13 protein-coding genes are annotated in these 24,048 nt (G+C 53.8%); 6 read left to right on the forward strand and 7 right to left on the reverse strand.

The features are described from left to right. Window positions 1-1,416: 1,416 nt before the first annotated feature. The 3 genes from VK738_14520 to VK738_14530 all read left to right on the forward strand — a co-directional run bounded on the left by VK738_14520 (window position 1,417) and on the right by VK738_14530 (window position 10,215). Window positions 1,417-5,004 (forward strand): hypothetical protein, encoded by a 3,588-nt coding sequence (locus VK738_14520; GenBank protein HTD23870.1) that lies wholly within the window; start codon window positions 1,417-1,419, stop codon window positions 5,002-5,004. A gap of 103 nt (window positions 5,005-5,107) precedes the next feature. After that, window positions 5,108-8,368, forward strand: coding sequence for a hypothetical protein (locus VK738_14525; GenBank protein ID HTD23871.1), 3,261 nt, complete (start codon window positions 5,108-5,110; stop codon window positions 8,366-8,368). Window positions 8,369-8,778: 410 nt separating this feature from the next. Then, window positions 8,779-10,215: a hypothetical protein gene (locus VK738_14530; protein HTD23872.1), complete on the forward strand. Its 1,437-nt coding sequence runs from the start codon at window positions 8,779-8,781 to the stop codon at window positions 10,213-10,215. Between the two features lie 46 nt (window positions 10,216-10,261). Here VK738_14530 and VK738_14535 read toward each other — a convergent pair whose 3' ends face one another. The 6 genes from VK738_14535 to VK738_14560 all read right to left on the reverse strand — a co-directional run bounded on the left by VK738_14535 (window position 10,262) and on the right by VK738_14560 (window position 17,032). Next, on the reverse strand, window positions 10,262-11,632 hold the full coding sequence (locus VK738_14535; GenBank protein HTD23873.1) for an alpha-L-fucosidase: 1,371 nt from the start codon (window positions 11,630-11,632) through the stop codon (window positions 10,262-10,264). Window positions 11,633-11,760: 128 nt separating this feature from the next. Beyond that, window positions 11,761-12,138 (reverse strand): L-rhamnose mutarotase, encoded by a 378-nt coding sequence (locus tag VK738_14540; protein HTD23874.1) that lies wholly within the window; start codon window positions 12,136-12,138, stop codon window positions 11,761-11,763. Between the two features lie 4 nt (window positions 12,139-12,142). Further along, entirely contained in the window at window positions 12,143-13,540 is a 1,398-nt protein-coding gene (gene fucP, locus VK738_14545) for an L-fucose:H+ symporter permease (protein ID HTD23875.1), read from the reverse strand. Between the two features lie 48 nt (window positions 13,541-13,588). Continuing rightward, a complete protein-coding gene (locus tag VK738_14550; protein ID HTD23876.1) occupies window positions 13,589-14,416 on the reverse strand; it encodes an amidohydrolase family protein in 828 nt (275 codons plus the stop codon). Window positions 14,417-14,549: 133 nt separating this feature from the next. Further along, a complete protein-coding gene (locus VK738_14555) occupies window positions 14,550-15,365 on the reverse strand; it encodes a glucose 1-dehydrogenase (GenBank protein HTD23877.1) in 816 nt (271 codons plus the stop codon). After that, a complete protein-coding gene (locus VK738_14560) occupies window positions 15,341-17,032 on the reverse strand; it encodes an altronate dehydratase family protein (protein ID HTD23878.1) in 1,692 nt (563 codons plus the stop codon). Before VK738_14560 ends, VK738_14555 begins: the two co-directional genes overlap by 25 nt. A 570-nt stretch (window positions 17,033-17,602) precedes the next feature. Here VK738_14560 and VK738_14565 point away from each other — a divergent pair. Further along, window positions 17,603-18,487, forward strand: coding sequence for an SGNH/GDSL hydrolase family protein (locus VK738_14565; GenBank protein ID HTD23879.1), 885 nt, complete (start codon window positions 17,603-17,605; stop codon window positions 18,485-18,487). A gap of 97 nt (window positions 18,488-18,584) precedes the next feature. Here VK738_14565 and uxaC read toward each other — a convergent pair whose 3' ends face one another. Further along, entirely contained in the window at window positions 18,585-20,027 is a 1,443-nt protein-coding gene (gene uxaC, locus VK738_14570) for a glucuronate isomerase (GenBank protein ID HTD23880.1), read from the reverse strand. Between the two features lie 276 nt (window positions 20,028-20,303). Between uxaC and VK738_14575 the strand changes: the two genes are divergently transcribed. Together VK738_14575 and VK738_14580 are read left to right on the forward strand one after the other, a co-directional pair. Continuing rightward, window positions 20,304-21,311: a Gfo/Idh/MocA family oxidoreductase gene (locus VK738_14575; GenBank protein ID HTD23881.1), complete on the forward strand. Its 1,008-nt coding sequence runs from the start codon at window positions 20,304-20,306 to the stop codon at window positions 21,309-21,311. A gap of 427 nt (window positions 21,312-21,738) precedes the next feature. Further along, complete coding sequence (locus tag VK738_14580) at window positions 21,739-23,982, forward strand: glycoside hydrolase family 88 protein (protein ID HTD23882.1); 2,244 nt, start codon at window positions 21,739-21,741, stop codon at window positions 23,980-23,982. The last annotated feature ends 66 nt before the right edge of the window (window positions 23,983-24,048 follow it).

Below are 24,048 nucleotides of genomic sequence, written 5' to 3' on the forward strand. Positions count from 1 at the left end.
CTCATTTTGAAGTTAGAGAAGGCAAGTTAAAGAAGAGTTGGACCTCGATAGCACAGCTAAGAAGTGAGCTGGTAAGAAGCAACTCGGGCATAGACAAAGAGTTGGTCCCATTTGAATATGAGGTCGAGTCTACAGATGATCCCGTGACCTTCCCCTCCACCGAGGGCTACAGAATCGGTGTTCCGTACATTACAGGAGGACCCGCACATATCTTGCTCGCAAGTCTGTCACAGACCGCGGACGCGCCCACACAGCGTGCTTTCGACGTAGATCTCCGCTGTCTTACCGCCGTATTCCGCAGTTGCCGCGGCTTCGGTGAACTCGCACCATCGGCCTGGGCGGACTACAAGGCGCGGAGGGCGAACATGAGAAAGCAGGAAAACGCGAAGTGAAGCTGAAGACCGTGAATCCGCAGGGGGGCATGGCCTGAAAAAACCACGTACCCACCCCACTTGCTGGCAGGTATTTTTGGTCCCAAAATCGCTTCGGACCCCCGTCGTTATTGGAGAAAATCGAGTTGGGGCGGGGGACTTGCTGAAGCAGTTCTCAGTTCCCGGTTCTCAGTTCTCAGCCAAAGCAAGTGCAAAGACTTTTTCGCCGCAGATGAACGCTTAGAAAACAGTTTCGAGTTTCAAAGGCAAAAGCAGAGATCAAGTGGTTTGGACTCCCCACCACTTGCTGGCGGGTGTTTGGAGCGCAAAAATCGCGTCTGACCTGCGTCATTACTCGCGAGAATCGATCCGGGGTGGGGGACTTGCTGCTCGTACTCAGTCTTGAGACCCCGATTAGCACACAAATTGTCAAAGAGCTGAATGGGCCATAAAGGCCCTGGCATTCTTGAATGCCGTCGTTACTCTAAGGGCTCCGCAGCCAAAACCAGGCTGCTACGCCCTCGCCAACTGCTCGCGCTCATCCGGCGCTCGCATTTGGCTCACCCGCGTTCTAAGGGCTCCGCAACGCTCCGCTGCTTCGCCCTCGCGCTACGCTCGCGCAATCCGGCGCTCGCTTCGCGCTCACCCCGTTCTTTTGCGGTCGTTTTTCGCCGGCAAGCGGTGGCTGACAACCGCTTCTCAATGATGGCCCGTAATTTCCAAGGGGTCAATGTTTTGGTGCCAGAGTGATATCACGATCAGACAAATCTGGAACTAGATGCCCAGGTTCTCGTCTGGGGTGCCCGTCTGACTCGGGCGTCTTGCTGCTGGACAAGCTCGATTCTGCCCACGACTGGCTTTGGCATTATTAGCTGGTTTCAAGCCACCCGGCGGCGTTTCTCGTTGCTTCCGGGTAAGCCCCTGATTGTCAAATTGACCACTCTGGCTTCTCAGTCGCTGGGTTGAAACGGTTTCGTGTTGTTCTGTCACTAAATAACGTGTCGTTCTGCGATGACGCTTCCGCGTCTTCTGCTTAGGAGGCGGTGTGAATACTATTTCAGGTCGGGTCATTCTTAAGGAATCCGGAGTTGGGATCCCCAATCTTCTGGTGGCTCTCTTTAGCGCTGTCGCTACAATACCTGCGCCGCCGGGCGCACCTCCATCCATCGGTGTCTTTCAGCCCAATGTGCGCCTCGGTTCTGTTCTCACCGGCGACGACGGCTCGTTTACCTTGACCTATGAAGATGCCAGCTTCCAGAGCGGCGCCCAAAGTAACCGCCCCTCTGTTCAGTTGGAGGTGCTGGCTCCGGAAGAACCGGGAATCTCGCCCGATGCTTTGCTCCTCTATTCCAGCGTGATCGTTCGCCAGCACGCCGGCGCGATGGAGCAATACATCATCCGCCTGACTACCGCCCAACTGCAAAAAGCGGGGATTACTCTTCCTTCTGAAACTCCAGAAGATTTTGAGCCCTCCGCAAACATCGTTGGCCGCCTGACCACTCTAGTCGCTCGTCAAACCGATCTTATCAATGGCCACGTTAGCGCCGCCCAAAGTCTTGTAGAGACCCATCGCACCCGCGTCGCTTCCTTCAGTCAGAAGTTCAAATCTTCAGTCCAAGGTGCTTTGTCAAAACTTCCCAGTTCACCGATTGATCCGGAGCGCATCGTTGGTCCAGCCGAAAGCGTCTTCACAAAAAGTTCTGCCGCCACCGTCAAGACCGTTCAAGAGACCGTAAACTCAGACGATCCGTCGAAGCGTGCGCCTGCTCGCGGGTTTATCTCGCTTAGTGCAGATCAAGTCACCCACCTGAAAGCGCAAGTTGGCGCGGATGGTGTGGTGCCTGCGACGGCTGTAGCCGCCGTCACCGGGCCGGCCGCTCCAACAAGCTTCGTTCAAGCCATCGATCGCCTGCCTCTGTGTCAGCCTGCCACTCCTCATGTCGACTGCACGGATTCCATTTTGAATCCTCCACCACCTTCGCCTGGCAATCCGCCGCCCACACCCGGTTCTGGGGTCGTCACTATAACGAATGACGATATTCCCCGCTACCTCGCGCGCCTCGTGGATCCTCTCACGGCTCCTGAGGAAGAGCTTGTTGTTGGTCTGATGCCTGTCGCCACGCGCGATAGCGTTCAGCAGAGTATCCAATCTTTCCTGTTTGATCCCAGCCCGGCCGACGTTCCTGCATTTCATGATTTTAATAGTCTCCAAATCGCCTTCGACTATGTCTGGCAAGAAGCGATTGATCAGGGCGCTCTTGACCTGGCCCAAAGCGCGTACGAGACGATTCTTGGCTTGGGCGGCAATCCGGATCATCCCAACTACAACAATCTTCATCCTGCAATCGTTCTTAATGCGGAAGCAAAAGTCGTTATGAATGCTCACGCCACGCCAACCGTAATAGTCCGCGACCATCGTGGCGAAGCTCCGGGTACCCGATTGGCGCCTCCTCCGGCTGGCGCCACTGTAACTGGATTTGGTTCCTCTGCAGACAATTGTCCATATACCAACAATGCCAGCATGGTCAATGCCCTCATGGTGGACGCTCGCGGTTACCGCATCGCTGTCGTCAATCCCATGGCGATCGCTGATCCCATTGAGCGGCTCCCAGCTCTTCTTCAGGCTCTGAACAAAAAGCTTCTCGAAAACTATAACTTCACGATCTATGCGGCCAACGAGAAGGAGCGCAGCGTCAACTTCGGCGTCCTGAATACTTACCGCCAATTCTGGACGCCTCTCAGCTATCAAGCCGGACCATTGGTCAAATCCATTCCTCTGGCCCCCAAGCAAACTCAGAAGCTTGTCATCACCAGGAAGACGACAAAGAAACGGACCCAAAAAGAGCTCGAAAACAATCTGCGCGTTCTCAAGCAAGAGACCAGTGAAACCAACCGCGCCGAAGAGCAAATAACGAACAAGGCCACGAACAACACGAGTTTTTCTCTTTCCAACGAGGCCAAAGGAAACATGGAGGTAGGCAGCGATACCCTTACCACGACCTTCAAACAGGATGCCAGCAAGAGCTCCGAGGATCTCAAGAAATCCTTCCACGAGGCGGTTTTCAAGGCGGCCCAGGAGTTCAAACAGGAAAAGACCACGGAGATCAACACCGAAGAGACTCACGAATACGACTCTGTGGAAACCACTGAGATTGTCAATCCTAACGATGAGATCGCGGTGACCTTCCTGTTCTACGAACTGCAGCGCCGCTATCGTGTCTACGAACGTCTCTATCGTGTTCAGCCAGTCGTCCTCGTCGCCCAGGAATTCCCGCAGCCTGGCGACATTGATCAGGCATGGCTGGTTCGCCATGACTGGATTCTCAAGCGGGTGATCCTCGACGATTCTTTCCTGCCGGTCCTGAATAATCTTGCCCAAACCGCCGGTGATGAGATTGCTCTCGAAGAAATGCGGACCAACGTTAGTCAACAACGCTGCCTCGTCAACGAACTCCGCCAGGAGTTGGCCATTGCCAGCCAGCAGGCGACCATTCAAAGGTCGCTGATGGATCAGGCCGTCTACCAGAAGTCCGGTGCGGCTTCATCTGGCATTCTCGGCACCGTTGAAAACGTCGCCGGCGATGTCGTCAACAGCATAGGCAGCTTCCTCTTTGGCGGTGGCTCGAGCCAGAACACCCCTAGTCCCGACATGAACAACAGCAACCGCCAGGCCCTGCAGGAGCGTGCCGATCAGGCGGCCGACCAGGTTCGCGATCTCATGTTCCGTCTCGAAAGAGAGGTCACCGCGCTCAATGCTCTGACTGAGACCTACACCAAGGCGCTGCGCGAGCACAACAACCACCTCACGGAAATTGTCCGTCTGCAGGTCCACGTCAAAGACAACATCATGTATTACATGCAGGCCATCTGGAGGCATGAGCCCTCTGACCAGCGCTTCTTCCGCCTGCACAATACTCCGGTTCCCGACCTCGCCAATGCCAGCCGCGGGTTTAAGGTGAACTTCGACACGCCGAATCCCACAACCATGGCGCCTCCTCACGAATCCCTGCCTCGTTTCGGCGGTCGCGATGTCAAGGTTTTCCCCCTCGAATCCGTCACCAAGTTCAATCCCCAGATCGCCTTTAAACCGTTGTCCCAGGTTGCAGATCTGGATAATCTCCTCGGCTTCAAGGGCAACTACGCCATCTTTCCTTTGCTCGAATCCAACGCTCTCACCGATTTCATGATGGATCCCTACGTGGACCGCGCAACCGGCCAGCTCGTTGACCCGTCGGACCCGCTGAATTGGTCCCTGGACGAATTTTCACAATACGTCTGCTGCCTCAAGAAAAAACTGAAGGACGACGAATTCACCAAGATCCTGCCCCAGTTGCAGACCATTTACCAGACCATCCTCACCAATCCGCTGCGCGATGATGACGTCCTGGTAGTGCCCACGAACTCTTTATTCATCGAGGCCTTGCCTGCTTCTCACACGCTGCTCGAGAAATTCAAGCTTGATCACCGCATGATCGACGTCAAGAAGGCCCAGGCAGAGACCCGCCAGAAAGAGCTCGATAACGTCCGCATGGCTGCGCGTATTCTCTCCGGCGAACGTGGCGATCCGCACGTCGACAAGAAGATTCTCATCGAAGGCGGAGCGAACTTCGTGGTGCCGGCCGGCGATCAGTAAGACAGGATTTGATAGATGCTGGTGACGCGTGCTGATCTGATCGGTCAAAACAATGGAAATTACGTCGACACAAGAGGAATTTGTAAGCCGTTTCAGGGCATACATGGCGAAGGCCGGCGCGTATGACGCGCTCTCCGGCTATATTAAAGGACTTCAACCTAAGGATCTTCGCGAGTGCCTTGCCATCTATTTTGATGTCTCCAAGGATTACCGGGGAAAAGAAGAGCACAAACGCTCACTGACGGTCTTTTACAGTGTTTCGTTGCTGGCTGTCCAAAAAAACGACGAATATTTTGCCTTACGGTTTGACGCCCTAACGCAGGCCGCCAATACAGATTGGCAAAAAACTTATTCGGAACTGGATTCAACCCAAAAGCGGAAATTGTCTGCACAAATCGCCCAGCAAAAAACCAAATTGTCCTGGACACAACGAGGTTTTCTGGGCGAGTTTGACAGGCACATGAAGCAACCGAATCAAAAAGCAGTTTCTGAATACACCGCAAAGCTTAAGAAGACTGATCAGCTTTTTGACTGTCTACGCGTGTATGTGGAAGCGTCCCAGAAGTACCCTGACAATGACAAGAATTCATTGATTATCTTTTTTGGCGTGTCTTTCCAGGCGCTGGGACTGGGCGACAGCTATTTTGCGGCGAAATACGAATCGCTGGTTACCTCGAAAGATACCATCTGGAAGCGACGCTATGACGCACTGGATACATGGCAGCGGGATGAAAAGTTAAAGCCGGCGATTGCCGAGAAGAAGAAAATTTCCGTTGAAAAGACAGGGAACGTTAAAGTGAAGGGGGTGGAGAAGGAACTTGTTGCACAGGAGAAATACACTGTCCCCGCGCTCCCTCATGCGCCACCCGATCTTGAAGGGCCACGGCCGACCCCGCCGCGTACTGAAAATCAGCGCAAGTTTGTGGCTGATTTCAAGAAATTCATGGATTCGCCCGATGCCAAGCCGGCTGAGTTCACAAACAAGATATTCAATCTCACCGGGCCGCAACTCGTAGAATGCGTTGAGGCCTATCTGGAAGCCTCCCTTCCGTACGGCGATAACAATGAACGGTCGCTGTACATCTTCTTTGGGACGGCCTCACTGGCGATTAGAAAAGCAGACGCTTACTACTCCTTCAAATTCTCAAGCGGCATAAAGACGGAAAAGACACTGTTGGCCAAGCGCTTTGCGGCACTGAATACCGAACAGCAAAAAGTGCTGAAAAACGACATCGAAATCAAGAAAAAACTGGCTCGGGTTCTTGATGACCTGAAGCTCGCGTATTTTCAGAAAGAAAAAAAAGAGCCCACCTTGCAGGCGCTGCGCAACTTCGAAGCCTTGAAGAATCCGGAGCAATTGTCGCTGCTGTCATATGCCCTGGATAGATGCAACCGTACTTTTAACCGGTATAACGCAGACGATTTTTCCACGGCATTCGAGGCGCTATCCACTTTGGTGCTTGCGCAGAAGGACCTGCTTTTGTCCATCGTCCTGCTTAAGCGCTGCCGGGAAGCCAAGGAGGTCGATCTGACGCTGCGGCACCAGTTGTATTGGTATATGGTGGGGCTTTTGTATATCCAGGCGCTGGTAGCACGACCGGAGGCGTATAAAGCCGGTTTCAGCGATGAGGAAAAGCAATTTTTGTTTGACGCTACCGATGCCGCCGACCCTTACTTCGCAGATTTTGCGATTCGGCTCGATTATCTGTGGCAGCACCATGCGGGAAATGAACAGCTTAAGCAAACGGTAAAAGCCTACATACAGATCATGCTTTTCGCCGCAAAGATTGGGGCACTTTTGGTACCCATGGTGGAAATGGCGGCTGTTAAAGGACTGGTGAAGGAGTTGAGAGAGAAAAAACCGAGCCCGCTTGACGAAATCCAGATTCCCATAAATAGCCGTTACAATCGGGGCAAGACCCTCCAGATCAATCAAACCATTGGACATATATTCATTGTGTGGTGGGAGCCGAATCTTGGGGCATATATTGAGCATGAAGGATTTGAAGGGATACTATTTCGAGTCGACAGCTATGACTGGCTCGGGAGAGTCTATGACAATGATGCCGTTTGGGGCGAAATTTATCGAAGGACCTCCTATCTTCTCGTACTCATTCCGTTTGTGTTCGAGCTTCTGGGGTACCTGCCTGATTTGGTTACGGGCGGTGTTACCGGGCTGGCAAAATCAATCTTCATAAACATTGCTATTGAAAAAGCAGTCGAGGAATGGGGGTTGAATTCCAACGTGGTTCAACTTGCGCTGTTGGGAGCGGGGCTGCTTACCCACCACGCGCTTTCTGAGAAGAAGGGGAGCAGTGCTTCAGGCAAATTGATAGAGGATACTGGAGCGGCGAACCGGAGCATTGATCCTCTGCCGGCAAGCTCGGGCGGTGGTGCGGGGCATGGTGGAACCCAGGGGCGAATGGCCGACTATGACCCAAGAGGGATAGCTCTGGGAGAGGGCAACGTGACCGGAGTTCATGAGCCGCTTCCTGTTGAAACTTTGACGGCCGACCGTCATATCGATCCCAACGTGAGCGGTGGTGGAGCACATGGTGGCTCAACGGCCAAACCAACTTCGGTGCCAGATGTTCCCCCTGCAACCCGCCAGGACTTGGTTCGGGCCGAAGGGGAATTGCGCAATGCAGAACAACGATTCAAAGACGCCGCCGGGACCCTTGAGAATGCGGAAAAACAGGTTGGAAACCTTGAGAGTCTCGTGGAAGAGCAAGGAAAGGATGCTTCCGCCGAGTTGAAAGAAAGGCTCGCAGAGGCCGAAAAGACTGAGAAAGATATCAGGTCGAGATACAACAAACGAGAGAGTGAATTGAAGACTGCAAAATCGGAAGTTGACCGGCTGACGAAGGATCTGACGAAAAGAGGAGAATTGCAGCCGGCGCTTCGTATTGAGTGGAATCTGCCCGATAAGCCAGTCACATTTCGTTACAAGGGCGTTGAGGCGAAATCCTGGCGGCCTGATGCCTACGTCGGCACTTCAGACAATCGTCAAATTGTTGAGCGCCTCTTGAATGAAAATCCAAATGGAGAGTTGGGGAAGCGCTTGCTTAACAATGGGAAACTGTTCCCAGCCGACGTTGGAGACATGAACCTTTGGAAAGCGCATCCCGAAATGATCGAACTGGCCCATGTTTTGTCCAAAAGAGAGAAAGGCCGTGATGTTTATATCATCATGACAAAATCACGCAATCGTACCTTCGGAGCCAGAATTGAAGGGACCGGCGGGGTTTTCAAAGAAGATGCAATTGTTCTCCAGGGCATGGCGATCGACAAGCTTTCGGCTATTCAGTTGGGAGTGCCGCAGTCCGTGATAGATAGTGCGCCGATAATTACTTTCGCGAAGTAACTAATTTCCGTGCGAAAAACAGCTGATCCTTTGGGGGTGGCCCGGGCCAAGCTTTCTTGTCCATCAAAACTTTCAAGGGTGCCCCCGTCCCTAGCTCTCTGCTAGGGCGGGGGGCTGTATCGATGAAATCCGTCGCGCCGCTCTTCAATGCACTTCCATCTTCTTCATCTCCCACACCACAAAATTATAGACAGGGGAGAGGCTGGGGCTATGCCCAAACTGACTCAATAAGTAAGCCTGTTTTTTCTCTTGACAAATTTTCTAACAAAATCGATATTGTAAGGCCTCCGCGGCGCACGGCGGCGAGGCGGATGAGGTCTGAGGATCTCATGACCCACCTAGCCTTGTCCGCGAAAGCAGTCGTTGTTCCCAGAATTGAACCTGATCCGATTTTACGAAAGGATGTGCCTATGAACACACATGGAATGTCACGCAGGCAGCTTGCCCGGTTAGGTCTGGCTGCCATGGCAAGTGTTACGTCTCTCCCCGGCATCGGCTTTGCGCCACTGGCGCGCGGCCAGGAAGCCTCAGAGGTGGATTCGCTGTTCCCCGATGACCGGGCCTTTGCGGCTGCTTTCAGCCGTGCCTATTCTTTCTTAAATACCATGATGGATGCCTATGCGCAGGGCCAGACGGTGCGGCTCTCGCAGAGCTACGCCGATCAGCAGGGACTCCAGACCACCGGGTTTGTCTATGACAATTCGCTTGTCATTCTCGCTCACCTGCTGCGCGGCCGGTCGGACGATATTTCCCGCGCAACTATTCTTGGCGAAGCCTTGCTGCACGCCCAGCAGACCGACTCCCGCGCCGACGGCCGGGTGCGCCAGGCGTATTTTGTGGATCAACCGGATGCCGCGGGTGTCTTCCTCCGGCTGGCACTTTTCCCATTCTTTTTTCTGGGATCTGCGACCGGTGACATGGCCTGGACTGCAATTGCCCTCGCCCAACTCTTTCATCACACCGGCGACCCACGCTTCCTTGAAGGAGCCGCGAGCTTGGGCCACTGGATCGTGAATAACACCTTCGACACCCGGGGAGCGGGCGGTTTCAACTTTGGCGTGGACAACGGCAACAACAAGTTGCTCTTCAAATCGACTGAGCAGAACATTGATTGCATTGCGTTATTCACCATGCTCGCAGAGCTGACCGGAGATGGAAGCTGGTCCAGTCAGGCGGATCACGCCCGCACATTCGTTGACGCCATGTTCAATGCCGCCAGTGGTTTCTTCTTCACCGGCACGACGCCCGATGGGGTCAGCATCAGTCCGGACAATATCCCTGAAGACGTGCAGACGTGGTCCTTCATGGCAACCCTGGATAAGAGCCATGCCGCTTCACTCGACTGGGCCAAAACCAACCTGGCAACTACTGACACGCCGCAGACGATTCACAGCAGGCTCAAAGGCAACAGCCGCGTTTCCGGTGTGAGTTTCGCAAGCCAGAGCCTGCGCGCCCTTGCGCCTTCTGATCAGTTCTCGGCTCCGCCTGATCCAAACGCCGTATGGTTGGAAGGAACGGGCCATCTGGCGGCGGCGCTCCTGGCCCGCAGATTGCGCGCCGAGCGTGATTTGCCCGGCTTTCACGGAGACGTAAACACGGCACGCATCCTGCTGGAAAACATTCGCGTGGCCCAGGAGACCCTGGCCCGGGGGCAGACGGTGGGCGGAAAAACTATCGCGGACGGCCAAGGCGTGCTGGCGGCATCCAGCGTGTTGAACACTGGATTCGGCTTTTCCTATAATCCAAACCTCCACATTGCGGCGACGTCATGGTTTGTAATCGCCGGCCAACGCGGTAATCCATTTCAACTCAGACGTACGGACCGGGACCGGGACGACGAGGACTGACGACGGGGCAGAACAAGGGGTCCGGTTGGATGAAGTCGCGAGCGGGCTACACTCCCTCTCGCGGCTTTTCATTGCGAACGATGTTTGTGTCTTGCGTCGGTTCAGCCTCGCATTCGATAGCGATCGTGGTTATAGGATGGTCGGGCGCTGCCGCTGGCAGACCGGTGAAGCGCACACGGAACTTATCCTGGTGGACTTCCACATTCTTGCCGCTGGCCAGCAGCTTCGCCGACTTCACTGAAGTTTGCAGACCGCTCAAGGCAACCGTCTCGCCCGGCCAGAAGTGGGTGTGCATGTACAGCGTGTTGCCCTTGCGTGAGAAGCTTGCGTAGTTGCTGCGGCCGGGTTGGCAAGTATCGGATTGGTAGATGCTCTCGCCGTTCCGCGCCATCCACTGGCCCACGTCAGTCAGAATGCTGACAGATTCTTCGGGAATTGATCCGTCGGGCCGCGGTCCGATATTGAGCAGATAATTCCCTTTGTCCTTGGCGCAGGTGATGAGGTTGCGAATCACCTGCCTGGAGGACTTCCAGTCATCGTCGGCTTTTTGGAATCCCCAACTGTCGTTCAAGGTCATGCACGATTCCCAGGCGCGTCCCTCTTTTTCCGCGGTGATGCGCTGCTCGGGCGTGGAGAAATCGCCGGGCAGTTTATTGCGGTTATTCACGATGATGTCGGGCTGGAGTTCGAAGACCATTTTGTTCATGCGCTCCGATTCCCAGCCGGCGGCGTCCAGGGGCCAGGAGACGTCATACCAGAGGACATCCACTTTGCCGTAGTTGGTCATCAGCTCGCGCACATGAGTATGAATGTATTCCACGAAGCGCTTGCGGGCGGCTTCATCTTGCGCGCAACGGGCACCATCGGGATGGTGCCAATCCATCAGGGAATAATAAAAACCAACGCGCAGGCCTTCGGCGCGCACCGCATCAACATATTCTCTTACCAAGTCGCGGCCTGGACCCTGCTTCGGTGCGCAGTAGTCGGTGGTCTTGGTATCGAAGTTGCAGAAGCCTTCGTGGTGCTTGGTGGTCATCACCATATATTTCTGTCCGGCCTGCTTGGCCAGCTTGGCCCAGGCGCGCGCAGCATTGGGCTTAGGCTTGAATTGCTTGGCCAAGGGTGCATATTCGGCAACCGGGATGCCTTCGTTTTCCATCACCCACTCGTGCCTGCCCAGCACGCTGTACAAACCCCAGTGGATGAACATGCCAAAGCGGGCTTCGTGCCACCACTTCATGCGGCGAGCGCGATCGGCATCTTCGGCAGATGTGGTAGATGGCGTGGCTGGGGCCTGTGCAGTTGTCTGGGGCGCATAGAGCAGAGCACTTGCGTTTATTGGTGCCGCAGCCGCGGCTGCTAATACAGATGCCGTGCCTTTGAGCCAGGTACGGCGTGTGAGTTTGCTGTCGTTCATGATGCTTCCTCCTGGACGATCTTGTTTTCTCCGGGGCTAAAGCCCCAATTCTTATTGAATCTATCCCCCCGGCTAAAGCCGGGAGCTTCCACCGACGCGCGCACAGCGCGCGTTTATGAAACAAATCTTTAAGATTCGAGCTTGAAAACTCTATCCATCAATATCCACTTCTGGCCAGGTTTGGCTTGAGGAAGTGGTTGTTGGAACTTCCACATCAGTTGCTCCCACTCCTGGACTTTGGGATTGCTCGCATCCGCTTTTGTCTTGGTTTCGAACGAGAACTTGTTATTGACCTCCATGATCATGAACATGCGCGTTCCCAATAGATAGATTTCCAGGTCCACAATGCCGGAGTCTTGAATGCTCTTGGTAATCTCGGGCCAGATTTTCTCGTGGTACTTCTTGTACTCCGCGATCAACTTGGGATCGTCCTTGAGATCGAGCGCCAGGCAATAGCGTTCATTTGTTTTGCTGGCATGTTTCTTTTTGCTCGCTTTTTTCTTCATTGGTCTAGGCTCCTGATGCGGCCGCTTCTTCTCCTACGACGGCCTCCCCCGTGGTTTTATAACCACGTATGGCGAAGTAGGTCACGTAGGCGTAACAGATCAAGGGCATGATGAAGGCGATACGAATATTGCTGAGATCGGAGATTTCGCCCATGGCAGCGGGGATCAGGGCACCGCCAATGATTGACATGACCAAGAGGGATGATCCGCGCTTGGTTAAGGGGCCGAGATTTTTCAGACTTAGCGCAAAGATCGTAGGGAACATGATGGAATTGAAGAAGCCGACCAGCACAATCGCCAGCACAGAAGTCAATCCCGGGGCACTAATCCCGATGGCAACGCAAATGAGTGCTCCAATCCCGAAAACAGCGAGGAGCTTTGGCGCAGGGATGCGTTTCATGATGGCAGATCCGAAGAAGCGGCCGATCATGAATCCGAATTGGTGGGCTACCAGGAACAAGGCTGCGGCTTTTTCAACGCTGTTGGGGGTGAGGTGCGCCTGCAGGCGTTCGAAGAATCTGCCCTCTCCTATTTTCGTCCCGGCAAATCGAGCAGAAATCTTGTCGAGTGTGTCAGGCATGGTGTGCTTAGTGAAACGGATAACAAAGCTTCCTACGCCTACCTGCGCGCCGACATAGAAGAACTGGGCAATCACCCCCTTGATCAAGTGGGGATGGGCCCAGACGTCGTCGGAACTCTTTGCCAGCTTGCCGCTTGCATCCTTCTTTTCATCTGACACTTCTGGAAGATGCGAAAAGAAGATGAGCGCAGCGACCGCCAGGAAGAGTGCCGTGATGATCAGGTAGGGAATCTTTACCATGTTGGCTTCCGAGGCTATGTAGGCATTGAGCTGCTGCGGAGTCATCGCAACCCGTTGTTCGTGAGTATATTCAACTCCGGAAAGAATGAAGGCGGATCCTAGCAAGGGAACAAGCACGGCTCCCACGGCGTTAAACGACTGGGCAAAATTCAAGCGGCGTTCGGAGCTCTCAGCCGGTCCGAGGACTGTGACGTACGGGTTGGCGCCTACTTCAAGAAAAGACTGCCCGGAAGACATGACGAACAGGGCCAACAAGAAGAAGGCATAAATCCTGGAGTTGGCGGCCGGCAAAAAGAGCAGAGTCCCGGTGGCGCAGATCAGCAAGCCCAGCACGATGCCGCCCTTGTACCCAATCTTTTCCATCAGCTTGCCGGCCGGGAAGGCAGCCAGAAAGTAGCCGCCGAAGAAAGCAACCTGGATAAGAGAAGATTGAAAGTCGGTGAGTTCGAAGGCCTTCTTCAGGTGAGGAATCAGAACGTCATTGAGGTTGACTCCGATTGCCCAAAGAAAGAACAGGCTGGTTACCAGAACGAATGGCAAATAATATTTTCGTTCGGTCAAAGGTACAGAGTGACTGGTCATTAATTTCCCTTCCTCCGTGTGAGCTGTCGTCAACGAATCGCAGCCTTTTTACAATCCATAAAAACGCATTGCATTTAATCCGAAAATCTTCTTTTGCTCAAGGGCGGTAAGCTTCTGCGTGTAATTTGCAACCAACTCCACGACCTTGCCGTAGCTACCCGCCAGCAGGCACACGGGCCAATCGGAGCCGAACATCAGCCGCTCGACTCCGAATGTCTGAAACAGCAAATCCAGATAAGGCTTGAAATCATCAGTCTGCCAATGTTGCCAGTCAGCCTCGGTCACCATGCCAGAAACTTTGCAATAGACATTGCGATTCGAAGCCAGAGCCTTTATGTGTTGCGCCCAGGGCTGAAACTGTTTGGCTTTGATAGGAGGCTTGCCCAGGTGATCGAGCACAAAAGGCTGATAGGGAAATTTGTTGACGAGTTCAATGGCAGCAGGGAACTGATGAGTGTAAATGAGGATATCGTAAGTAAAGCCGAATTCACCTAGATGCTCAATGCCTCGCAGGAAGGACTCGCGCAACATAAAGCGATCATCGGGCTCAGCTTGGACGATGTGCCGGAAGCCACACAACTGGTCATAGTTCGAGAAAAATTCCAGGCGTTCGGCGATATTGGGGGAACAAAGATCTACCCATCCTACAACTCCACGGATGATCTCGTTTTTCTCAGCCAGGTCAAGAAGGAACTGCGTTTCTTTCTCCGATTGATCGGCCTGCACGGCGATGCAGCCGTCCATGCCGCTGGCTTTGAGTTCCTGGCTCAAATCCTGCGGCAGGAAATCTCTTTTCAAAACGGCCATATGGTCGTTGATCCACTGGTCCCGGACAGGGTCGTACCGCCAGAAATGTTGGTGCGAATCAATTTTCATGCAAGATCAAGAGTTTGGACCACAAACAAGCACGCCGGTATTCGTTTAAACTGAAACCACCTTAGTCCGAGGCCCATATCTTTATTAGATAGCAGGAGACGTAACAAGCTACGTCTCTACCATGCATCATGGCTCAGCGGATGTTGAAGAAACCGCCGTCAATGGGATAATCGGTCCCGGTGATAAAAGATGCTTCGTTTGAACACAGGAACAGCGCCAGCGAAGCCACTTCCTGCGGCCGTGCCATTCTGCCCATCGGTTGCGAGTGAGCCAGTTCTTCCAACATCTCTTTCTCGCGTCCGGGATAGTTTTTCTTCACAAACTGATCCACGAATGGGGTAAACACGCGCGCCGGCGAAATGCAATTGCAGCGAATGTTGTAGCTTATGTAGTCCTTCGCCACAGAAAGTGTCATGGAGAGCACCGCGCCTTTGCTCATGGAATAGGCGAAACGTTCGGAGAGCCCGGCGGTGCCGGCAATGGACGCCAGATTCAAAATTACGCCACGACGGTTTTCCTTCATTTTTTCAATGCAGGTGAACATGCAGTTGTAGACACCCTTCACGTTCACGCGGAAGATCCTGTCGAAATCTTCTTCCGTGGTATTTTCCAGCTTGCCGATATGAGCGATGCCGGCGCTGTTCACCAGGATTTCAATGGACCCTTCCTGCCTGATCTTGTCGAATGTGTTCTTGACACTTTCCCGAAGGGTGACGTCGCAACCATACGCTGCTGCTTTGCCGCCGGTCTTGCTGATCTCTGCAGCGACCGCCTTGGCCAGATTCTCATCCAAGTCGACAATATGAACCAGGGCTCCGTGTGAAGCGAAGGTCTCAGCAATGGCGCGGCCGATGCCGCTGGCGCCTCCCGTGATGACGGCAGCCCTGCCTTCAAGCCTGAATGTTCCGTTACTGTGTAGCTCGTTCAGAGGGAAACTCCTCTCTTCCAGGGAATGAAGTCATCTTGTCCCAGCCGCTCGGCTTTGGTGTGGATCTCTCCGTTCGCAACCTTGACGATGAGTTCCAGAATCGCTTCGCCCATCTGCTCGACGTTTTTTTGCCCCGAAATGACAGGCCCCGTATCGATATCAATAATGTCAGGCATGCGCTGCGCGAGCCGCGAGTTGGTTGAAATCTTGACCACGGGCGCGATGGGATTGCCCGTCGGAGTGCCTAACCCGGTGGTGAAAAGCACGATGCTGGCGCCGGCGCCAACCTGTCCGGTCACGGCTTCAACGTCGTTGCCCGGCGTGCACAGCAGATTCAATCCTGGTTCAGTTGCATATTCGGGAAAGTCGAGGACTGCGGTAACCGGCGATGTGCCACCCTTTTTCGCCGCTCCCGCAGATTTCATTGCGTCGGTGATGAGTCCATCGCGAATGTTTCCAGGAGACGGGTTCATATCGAACCCAGAAGAAACGGCTTCAGCCCTGGCTTCGTAGGCGCGCATCAACTGCAGAAAACGCTGACCAACTTCATCGCTGGTGCTGCGGTTGACCAGCTCCTGCTCCACGCCGCAAAGTTCGGGAAATTCCGACAATATTCCTTTGCCGCCCAGGGCGGCCATAACGTCTGCCACATGACCAATCGCAGGATTCGCGGAGATTCCAGAAAATCCATCTGACCCGCCACACTTCAAACCAACTGATAAAGCGGAGAGTGGCACGGGTGTGCGTTCGCATTTATTGGCTTCCACCAAACCCAGGAAGGTCTGGCGGATGGCCTGCGAAAGCATCTCGAACTCAGTTCCACTTTGCTGTTGCTCCAGCACAATCAATGGCTTGTTGAAATTAGGGTTACGCTTCTTCAGCTCTGCCTGCAGAATTGGCACCTGGGCGTGCTGGCAGCCCAGACTCAGAATTGTTGCTCCAGCGACGTTGGGATGGTGGATGTAGCTGGCCAACAGGCCGCAAAGACTGTTGGAGTCTTCGCGCGTGCCGCCGCATCCGCCTTCGTGAGTAAGAAATTTAATTCCATCAATATTCGCAAATACTCTGCGATTTCGCGCAGCCTCACGCGTGGCTTCGCCGCGGAATTCCTGGAGTTCCTTGGTTTTGCCTTCATGATAGAGCTTCACCAAGTCAGCGACCTGGCTGCTATAGGGCTGGGTTGGTGCAAATCCTAATTCTTTTTCAAATGCCTCTTTGATGTAAGCAACATTCCTGTTCTCGCAGAACACCAGGGGCACAACCAGCCAGTGATTGCGTGTGCCGACCTGACCGTCAGAACGGCGATAACCCATGAATGTCTGCAGCTTCCAGCGGGAGACATCGGGCGCGGTCCAATGATAGGTTGCCGTCCTGCCCTCAACCGTGGCTGCATCATGCTTCGTATTGCGAGTTGTAACCGCTTCTCCTGAGCGGATAACTTCAACCGCCTTGCCCACGCGCACGCCATACATTACGACGGCGTCACCAACTTTCAGATCCTGGGTGGCGAACTTGTGCTTGGCAGATACGTCAGACTGCAGAACGTATTCTTTATCAGGGGTAGGGATGATCTCACCTTTTCTTAAGTCGGTGAGCGCGACCAGGACGTTATCCTGAGGGTGGATTCTCAACACTTTGGCCTGTGTCCCACTGGCAGCCGGTATGACGTCAGGAACGAGTTGGGTCATCTTAGCTATGTGAGTTTCTCCTCATCAATCGGCAAACTCTCAATCATACTCGATGACCGTACAGCCAAAGCCGATGCGGGTAAGCGATTTTCCCCGTTGATGATATGCGCAGAATGCAATTTATTGGTTCACCCTGATACGGTTCAAAAGCGCGACATCTCTCTATTTTATCTGTTGAAATATATCTTTTATGGTATGCGTAGAGAGATTGTCACGGATGAGATGGACGTGTCAAGAACCGCCTGGAAATGCTGAAGAAGGTACTACCGCCCACCGGAGTTCCTGCTGATTTTGTGGATGACTCCGTTCCACGTCGGCCTTGTGAAACTTCCCGATGCTATGATGGTGTGCCTGTTCAATGGGGACGATAAACTGCGAACATTATCTTTCCAGCTTCCCAAATCCAACCTGAATAAAGATTATTGGAGCGGAGAGGAACTTGGCCGGCATGATGGTGTTCTTAAGATAAAGATATGGCGCCACACGCGGCGCGGTTGCTGAGTTGCGCATAGAGTGTGCGTGTAAGCCTGTGTGAATAATCTTGAATTTTATTCTGGAGGAAAAAGAGACATGAGATTTTTTCGTCGCGTCAGTTCGGTCTTTAGTCTGGCTTTGGTATTGCTGTTTCTGCTGTTTTCGATGAGTATGCAGGCGCAAGACTCCGCTGGCTCTGAAAAGATAATCTTGGCCCAAGCCCAAGCTCAATCCTCAGCGCAGCCCACACCAGCGGCGGAGTCTTCTGATTTGTCGAAGCTGCAGGCCGAGCTGAAGAGTGCGCAAGATAAATTGAAAGACTGGCCGAATCTGGGTCGTTATCGCGATGCTGACGCCCAGGTGCAACCACCCTCCGCGGCAGAAAAACGCGTCGTTTTTATGGGCGACTCTATCACCGACGGATGGGGGCGCAAGTACGGCAAGTTTTTTCCCGATAAGCCCTATGTCAATCGCGGCATCAGCGGCCAGACGACGCCGCAAATGCTCATCCGCTTTCGACCGGATGTAATTGCGTTAAAGCCAAAGGTAGTTGTGATTCTGGCTGGAACCAACGATCTTGCCGGCAATACCGGCCCGAGCACAATGGAGGCCATTGAAGACAACCTGACGTCAATGGCAGAGCTCGCCAAGGCGAATGGGATTCGCGTGGTGCTGGCCTCGCTTCTGCCAGTGTGTGACTACATCAAACCGCAGACGGCACGACGGCCTCCGGAGAAAATTGTCGAGCTGAATGCGTGGATGAAAGACTATGCCGCTAAAAATGGTTTAGTCTACCTCGACTACTACTCGGCCATGCTGGATGATAAGAAGATGTTCAAGCAGGAGCTTACCTACGATGGGTTGCATCCCAACGACGCCGGGTATGAAATCATGGGGCCGCTTGCAGCGAAGGCAATCGCGGTGGCGTTGCGGCCGGCTTCTTCCAGCGGGCACAAAGGCTCAACAAAAAGCAATAAGTAGCGCGAAAAGCAGCAAACCAGGTGCTGGGTTTTAAAAATACATCGGGGAACACACGGTTATGGGTTCCCCGGTCTTTCGAACAACAGTGACACGTTTTCTAAACGCTCTTGGAGACGGCTACTTCGCGGACGCCTTCACGAGAAGGAAGCTCAAGTCCGAAATACTGCCTGGCGTTGAAATAGCAGATATTTTCAATCATTCTGCCGATCAGGTCTTCCCGATCAGGAACCAGCCCGGCTTGCATATCGCGGCCCAGTAAGTTGCACAAAATACGCCGGAAGTATTCATGGCGCGGATACGACATGAACGACCGTGAATCCGTCAGCATACCCACGAAGTGCGAAAGTAACCCGATATTGGAGAGCGCATTGATCTGCCACTCCATGCCTTCTTTATGATCCAGGAACCACCAGGCGGTGCCAAACTGGACTTTCCCGGCAATGGTTCCATCCTGAAAGTTCCCAGCCATGGTGGCAAACAGATAATTATCGGCGGGGTTCAGATTGTAAAGAATCGTACGGGGAAGAGCATTTTCCCGGTCGAGCCGGTCCAGAAAAATTCCGAGCAACTCTCCCTGTCGCCAGTCGCCGATGGAATCCAATCCGACGTCGGGGCCCTTGAGCATGCGCGTGTTGGCATTGCGGTGTGCACCCAAGTGGAGCTGTTTGGTCCAGCCCTTTTCCGAATCAAGATGCCCAAAGAAGAGCATCATGAAAGACGCGAACTGAGAATGTTCTTGCGGGCTGGGCGGCTGCCCGGAGCGCACCTTGGCGAAAATTCCGGCAGCAAGTTGCTCAGAGCAGAAGTCGGCATAGCAGTAGCTCAATCCGTGGTCGGAAAGCCTGCATCCCATTTTGTGGAAGTAGTCATGCCGTTTTCGCAACGCGTCGAGAAAGTCCTTAAAGCTGCTGATATGGACGTTGGCGGCCTCGGCCAGGTTTTCAACCCAGGAATTAAATCTCTCCGCCTGGTGCACGTCGAGCGCTTTATCGGGACGATACGCCGGATACACCCGCGGCACCAGTTTTAAGGCAGCAATTTTTTTGTGCGGTTCAAGGTCATCGATTGGATCATCGGTCGTGCAAAGGACCTCAACACGGAACTTCTTCAGAATACCTTGCGTGGTGTACTCTTCGCTGGCCAGGAATTCGTCGGCGCGTCTCCAGATTGCCGGGGCTGTGGTTTCATCGAGCAGTTCGTCAATCTCGAAGTAACGCTTCAACTCCAGATGGGTCCAGTGATAGAGCGGATTTCTCAGCGTATGGGGCACCGTGCCCGCCCAAGCCATGAATTTCTCATAGGGCTCGGCGTCGCCGGTGCAATAGCGCTCGGCAATCCCGTGCGCGCGCATAGCCCGCCACTTGTAGTGGTCGCCTTCCAGCCAGATTTCAAACAGGTTTTTGAACCGGCGGTCCTCAGCAATGTCTTTCGGCGAGAGGTGGCAGTGGTAATCAATGATAGGTTGCGCCTCCGCATATTGCCGGTAAAGATGGCGCGCAGCTTCGTTTTCGAGCAAAAAATTGTTATTAATGAAAGTCATTCACTTGTCATTGGACTACTGTTGTCATTGGACTACTGTTAAAGTCTTTATTCAACATTACACCAGAAGCCCCAGTTAGTGATAACGCGAAATTGCTGAACGAAATCTTAAGATTTGTTAAACGAACGGGCAAGTTTTTTGCAACGATTAACCCAGTAGGGTTTTGAGGCCGAAAGGCCGAATACCCCGTCTTTTATGAGCCTTTTAGGCGGTTGGCAATAAAAGACAAATAGCTGACCTTAGATAGCAAATGAAAGACGGGAGTGATAACCCCCTATGAAAATCCGTGTGGGGCTGATTGGCGGAGGCAATATCAGTGACACTCATGCCCGTGCCGTAAAGGGAATTCCAGGCGCGGAGGTCGTAGCGCACTATGGCACCAATGCAGAAAAGGTCAACCATTTGAGCCGCGAACATGGCGGAGTAACCTATCGTGATTTGGAATCTTTTCTTGCCCACCGCCCCATGGAGATGGTGATTTTGGGCAGCCCATCGGGAGCGCATGCGCAGCAGGGAATTGCGGCCGCCCGGCAAGGGCTGCATGTGCTCACCGAGAAACCGATTGATATAAGCACCGAGCGCGCCGACGCCTTGATTGCTGAATGCGAGAAAGCCGGGGTAAAACTAGGCGTTACCTTCCAGGACCGATTCAAGCCGGATATTCGCCGGTTGAAACAACTCATTGGTGATGGGCTTATCGGCAAGCCGCTGCTGGTTGATGCCCGTGTAAAGTGGTACCGGCCACCGGCTTACTACAGCAACTCGCACTGGCGAGGTACCAAAGCGCTCGACGGCGGAGGTGCGCTGATCAATCAGGGTGTCCACACAGTAGACCTGTTGCTGTGGCTGTTAGGAGACGTGATCAATGTAAAGGCGCGCACAGCGGCGATGCTGCATAAGATCGAAGTCGAAGATACTGCCCTGGCCCTGCTTGAATTTGCCAACGGAACCCTGGGTTTGCTGCAGGCAACCACGGCTGCTTATCCCGGCTATCCGCGCCGGGTGGAGATCACCGGCACGGAAGGCACGATAATTCTCGAGCAAGACCGCATCATCGCGATTAATCTTCGCAATCCGTATGAGGGGCCGATCAGTACTGCCGAAACCGACCAGAATCCCAGCTCTACTTCGCCGGTGGTGAGCGATGTACGCGGGCACCAATCCGCAATTGAAGATTTTATCCATGCCATCGAACACAATACCCAGCCTATTTGTGATGGCCGCGAGGGCCGGCGAAGTGTTGCCCTGGTGGAAGCCATCTATAGAGCTGCCAACCAAACCTAGTCTAGAACCGCGTTACTGCAGCGTTTTCAGCACTCCATTACATCGCATATATATATAGAGAGAAGAGGATGAAGGTGAGGGCGAATTTTCGAGCTGCTGCACCGTTAAGTTTTGCAAAACCTATTGTTTGATGGTTTTAATTTGACGGAAATGCAAGAAAACTGTAGATTTTGCCAGCAGCATAAAGCTTTTAACGGCATAACGCCGGCCGATCCTTTATCCGATTTGTCTTGCTTCGAGTGGGGTGGAGCAGACGCCAGATTCCAATTTTGCCTTCCGCACGGGCAGAGCATAGTGATGCAACTGAATCTGTGAGCAACTTTACGGGTGCTCCACAAATTCAATCTCCGTTTGCAATTTCACGGTGCTGTGACAACAAATGCCCATTTTGATCCCAGCAATTGCAGACGCCGAAAAGAGGAGAACAATGAAGATGCAACGCATGTCATTTACAGCAGTATTCCTGTGCGGGTTACTGATGGCGACATTTGCTGGCAAGAGCGTAGCCCAGTGCGCGACTGCCAGCGGAGGCGGCGGGTGGGTCAATGCCCCGTTCGCAGCTCAGACCGGAAACTTTACTGCTACTTTTGACGCCACGCCTGCACTCAGCAACATGAACAGCGTGGTCGGACTCTCGCATGGCGCCGGGACTGCCTACACTGCATTTGCCAATCTGGTTGCGTTTAACGGTACGGCGGGCACAATCTTGGCGCGCGACGGCGCAACCTACGCTTCACAGACCAACGTCCCGTACACCGGAGGCTCGACCTATCACTTCCGCCTGGTGGTGAACGTGCCGGCACATTCCTATTCGATCTTTGTGACTCCCCCAGGAGGATCGGAGCTGACCATCGGCAGCGATTTCCACTTCCGCACCGAACAGAACACGGTGACCAGTCTCAATAACCTCGGGGTTTTCGTAGGCGCCGCCGCAGGATCGCTGGCTGTGTGCAATTTTGCGATTGGAGGCACGCCTCCTCCACCCGACTTCACGCTATCAGCCACAGCGGCCTCGCAGACGATTACGGCCGGGGGCAGCACAACTTATACGGTGAACGTCGGTGCAGTGAATGGGTTCAACGGCAGCGTGAACTTCAGCGTCAGCGGATTACCGAGCGGCGCCAGCAATAGTTTTAGTCCGCCTTCTGTAAGCGGCGCGGGATCATCTGTACTGTCGGTCTCCACGGTTAGTACGACTGCGGCAAACAGCTACAGTCTGGTGATCACCGGAACCAGCGGTGCTATGACGCATTCGTCCTCGGTGACATTGAATGTGAACTCGGCAGGAGTGCCCGACTTCATACTCTCAGCGATGCCTGCTTTACAAACAGTCACAGCAGGGAACAGCACCAGCTACACGGTTGCGGTGACGCCGCAGAATAGCTTCAACGGTAATGTCGCCCTCAGTGCTATGGGACTTCCTACAGGTGCGAGTGCCAGCTTCAATCCGACTTCGGTTACCGGTTCAGGCAGTTCGACACTCAACGTTACGACATCGAGTTCAACTCCTGCCGCCACTTCCACGCTGACCATCACGGGTGACAGCAGCAGCTTGTCGCACGCAACCAGTGTGAACTTGACTGTACACTCTCCAACCACCGGCACCGATTGGTCTGTGGCCGTTGTTGACTCCACCATGAAACGGTTTACTCCTGCGACGATCGGCGGGTGGAGCTATCCCGTGGGTCTGTATCTCCACGGGCAGTATCTGGTCTTTAAGCGCACCAGGAACCCAAGCTATCTGCAGTTCATCCAAGCCTGGGCAGACCGGTTCGTGGACAGCAGTGGGAACATCAACAACGGCTTCAGCAGCCTGGACAGCATGCAGCCTATCGTTGTACTGCTTGATCTGTTCCAGGAAACCGGGCTAGCCAAGTACAGAATCGCCGCTGGCCACATGAGGGCCCGCCTTAACACGTATCCGAGAACCAGCGACGGCGGCTTCTGGCATGCCACCAGCCGGCAACATCAACTTTGGGGAGACGGCACGTTCATGGTGCTTCCAGGACTGATTCGCTATGGTCAACTCGCCAACGACAGCGTGTATGCCAACAACGAGGTCGGCAGCCAACTGGAGATTTATGCCAGCCATTTGCAGGATACCTCCACCGGCACAATCTCCTCCGGGCTTCTGTTCCACGCCTTTGATGAGAGCCGAACGCAGAGCTGGGCCGACAAGACCACAGGCCGTTCGCCGGAGGTCTGGTGCCGGGCGATGGGTTGGTACTCGATGGCAACCATCGAGGCGCTGGAAATTCTGCCGGCCAATGATCCACATCGGCCGCAGTTGATTGCCATCCTGCAAAAAATCATCAGCGGGATAGCAAAGTGGCAAGACCCCGCTACGGGCCGTTGGTTTCAGGTTGTAGACAAACCATCCGTGGCTGGCAACTTTACCGAAACCTCGTCTTCCAGTATGTATACCTACGTGATTTCCAGGGCAGTAGAAAGAGGTTACGTGGATCCCAGCTTCTTGAGCGTGGCGCAAAAGGGATATCAGGGTGTGCTGCAGAGAATCTCTCTGGATGGAAGCGGTATGACCAACCTGACGCAAATATGTATCGGCACAAACGTCGGAAATCTTGCGTTTTACCTCGCCCGGCCCAGAGCCACCAACGATTTCCACGGCTTGGGAGCGTTCCTGATCATGAACGAGCAACTGACGAAATAATAGCTTTGATGCAATATCCAAATCTAAACAGCAAACTAAAAGAGGAGGCCAAATTGGCCTCCTCTT

The organism is Terriglobales bacterium (assembly GCA_035487355.1).
Taxonomy (GTDB): Bacteria; Acidobacteriota; Terriglobia; order Terriglobales; family Acidobacteriaceae; genus QIAW01.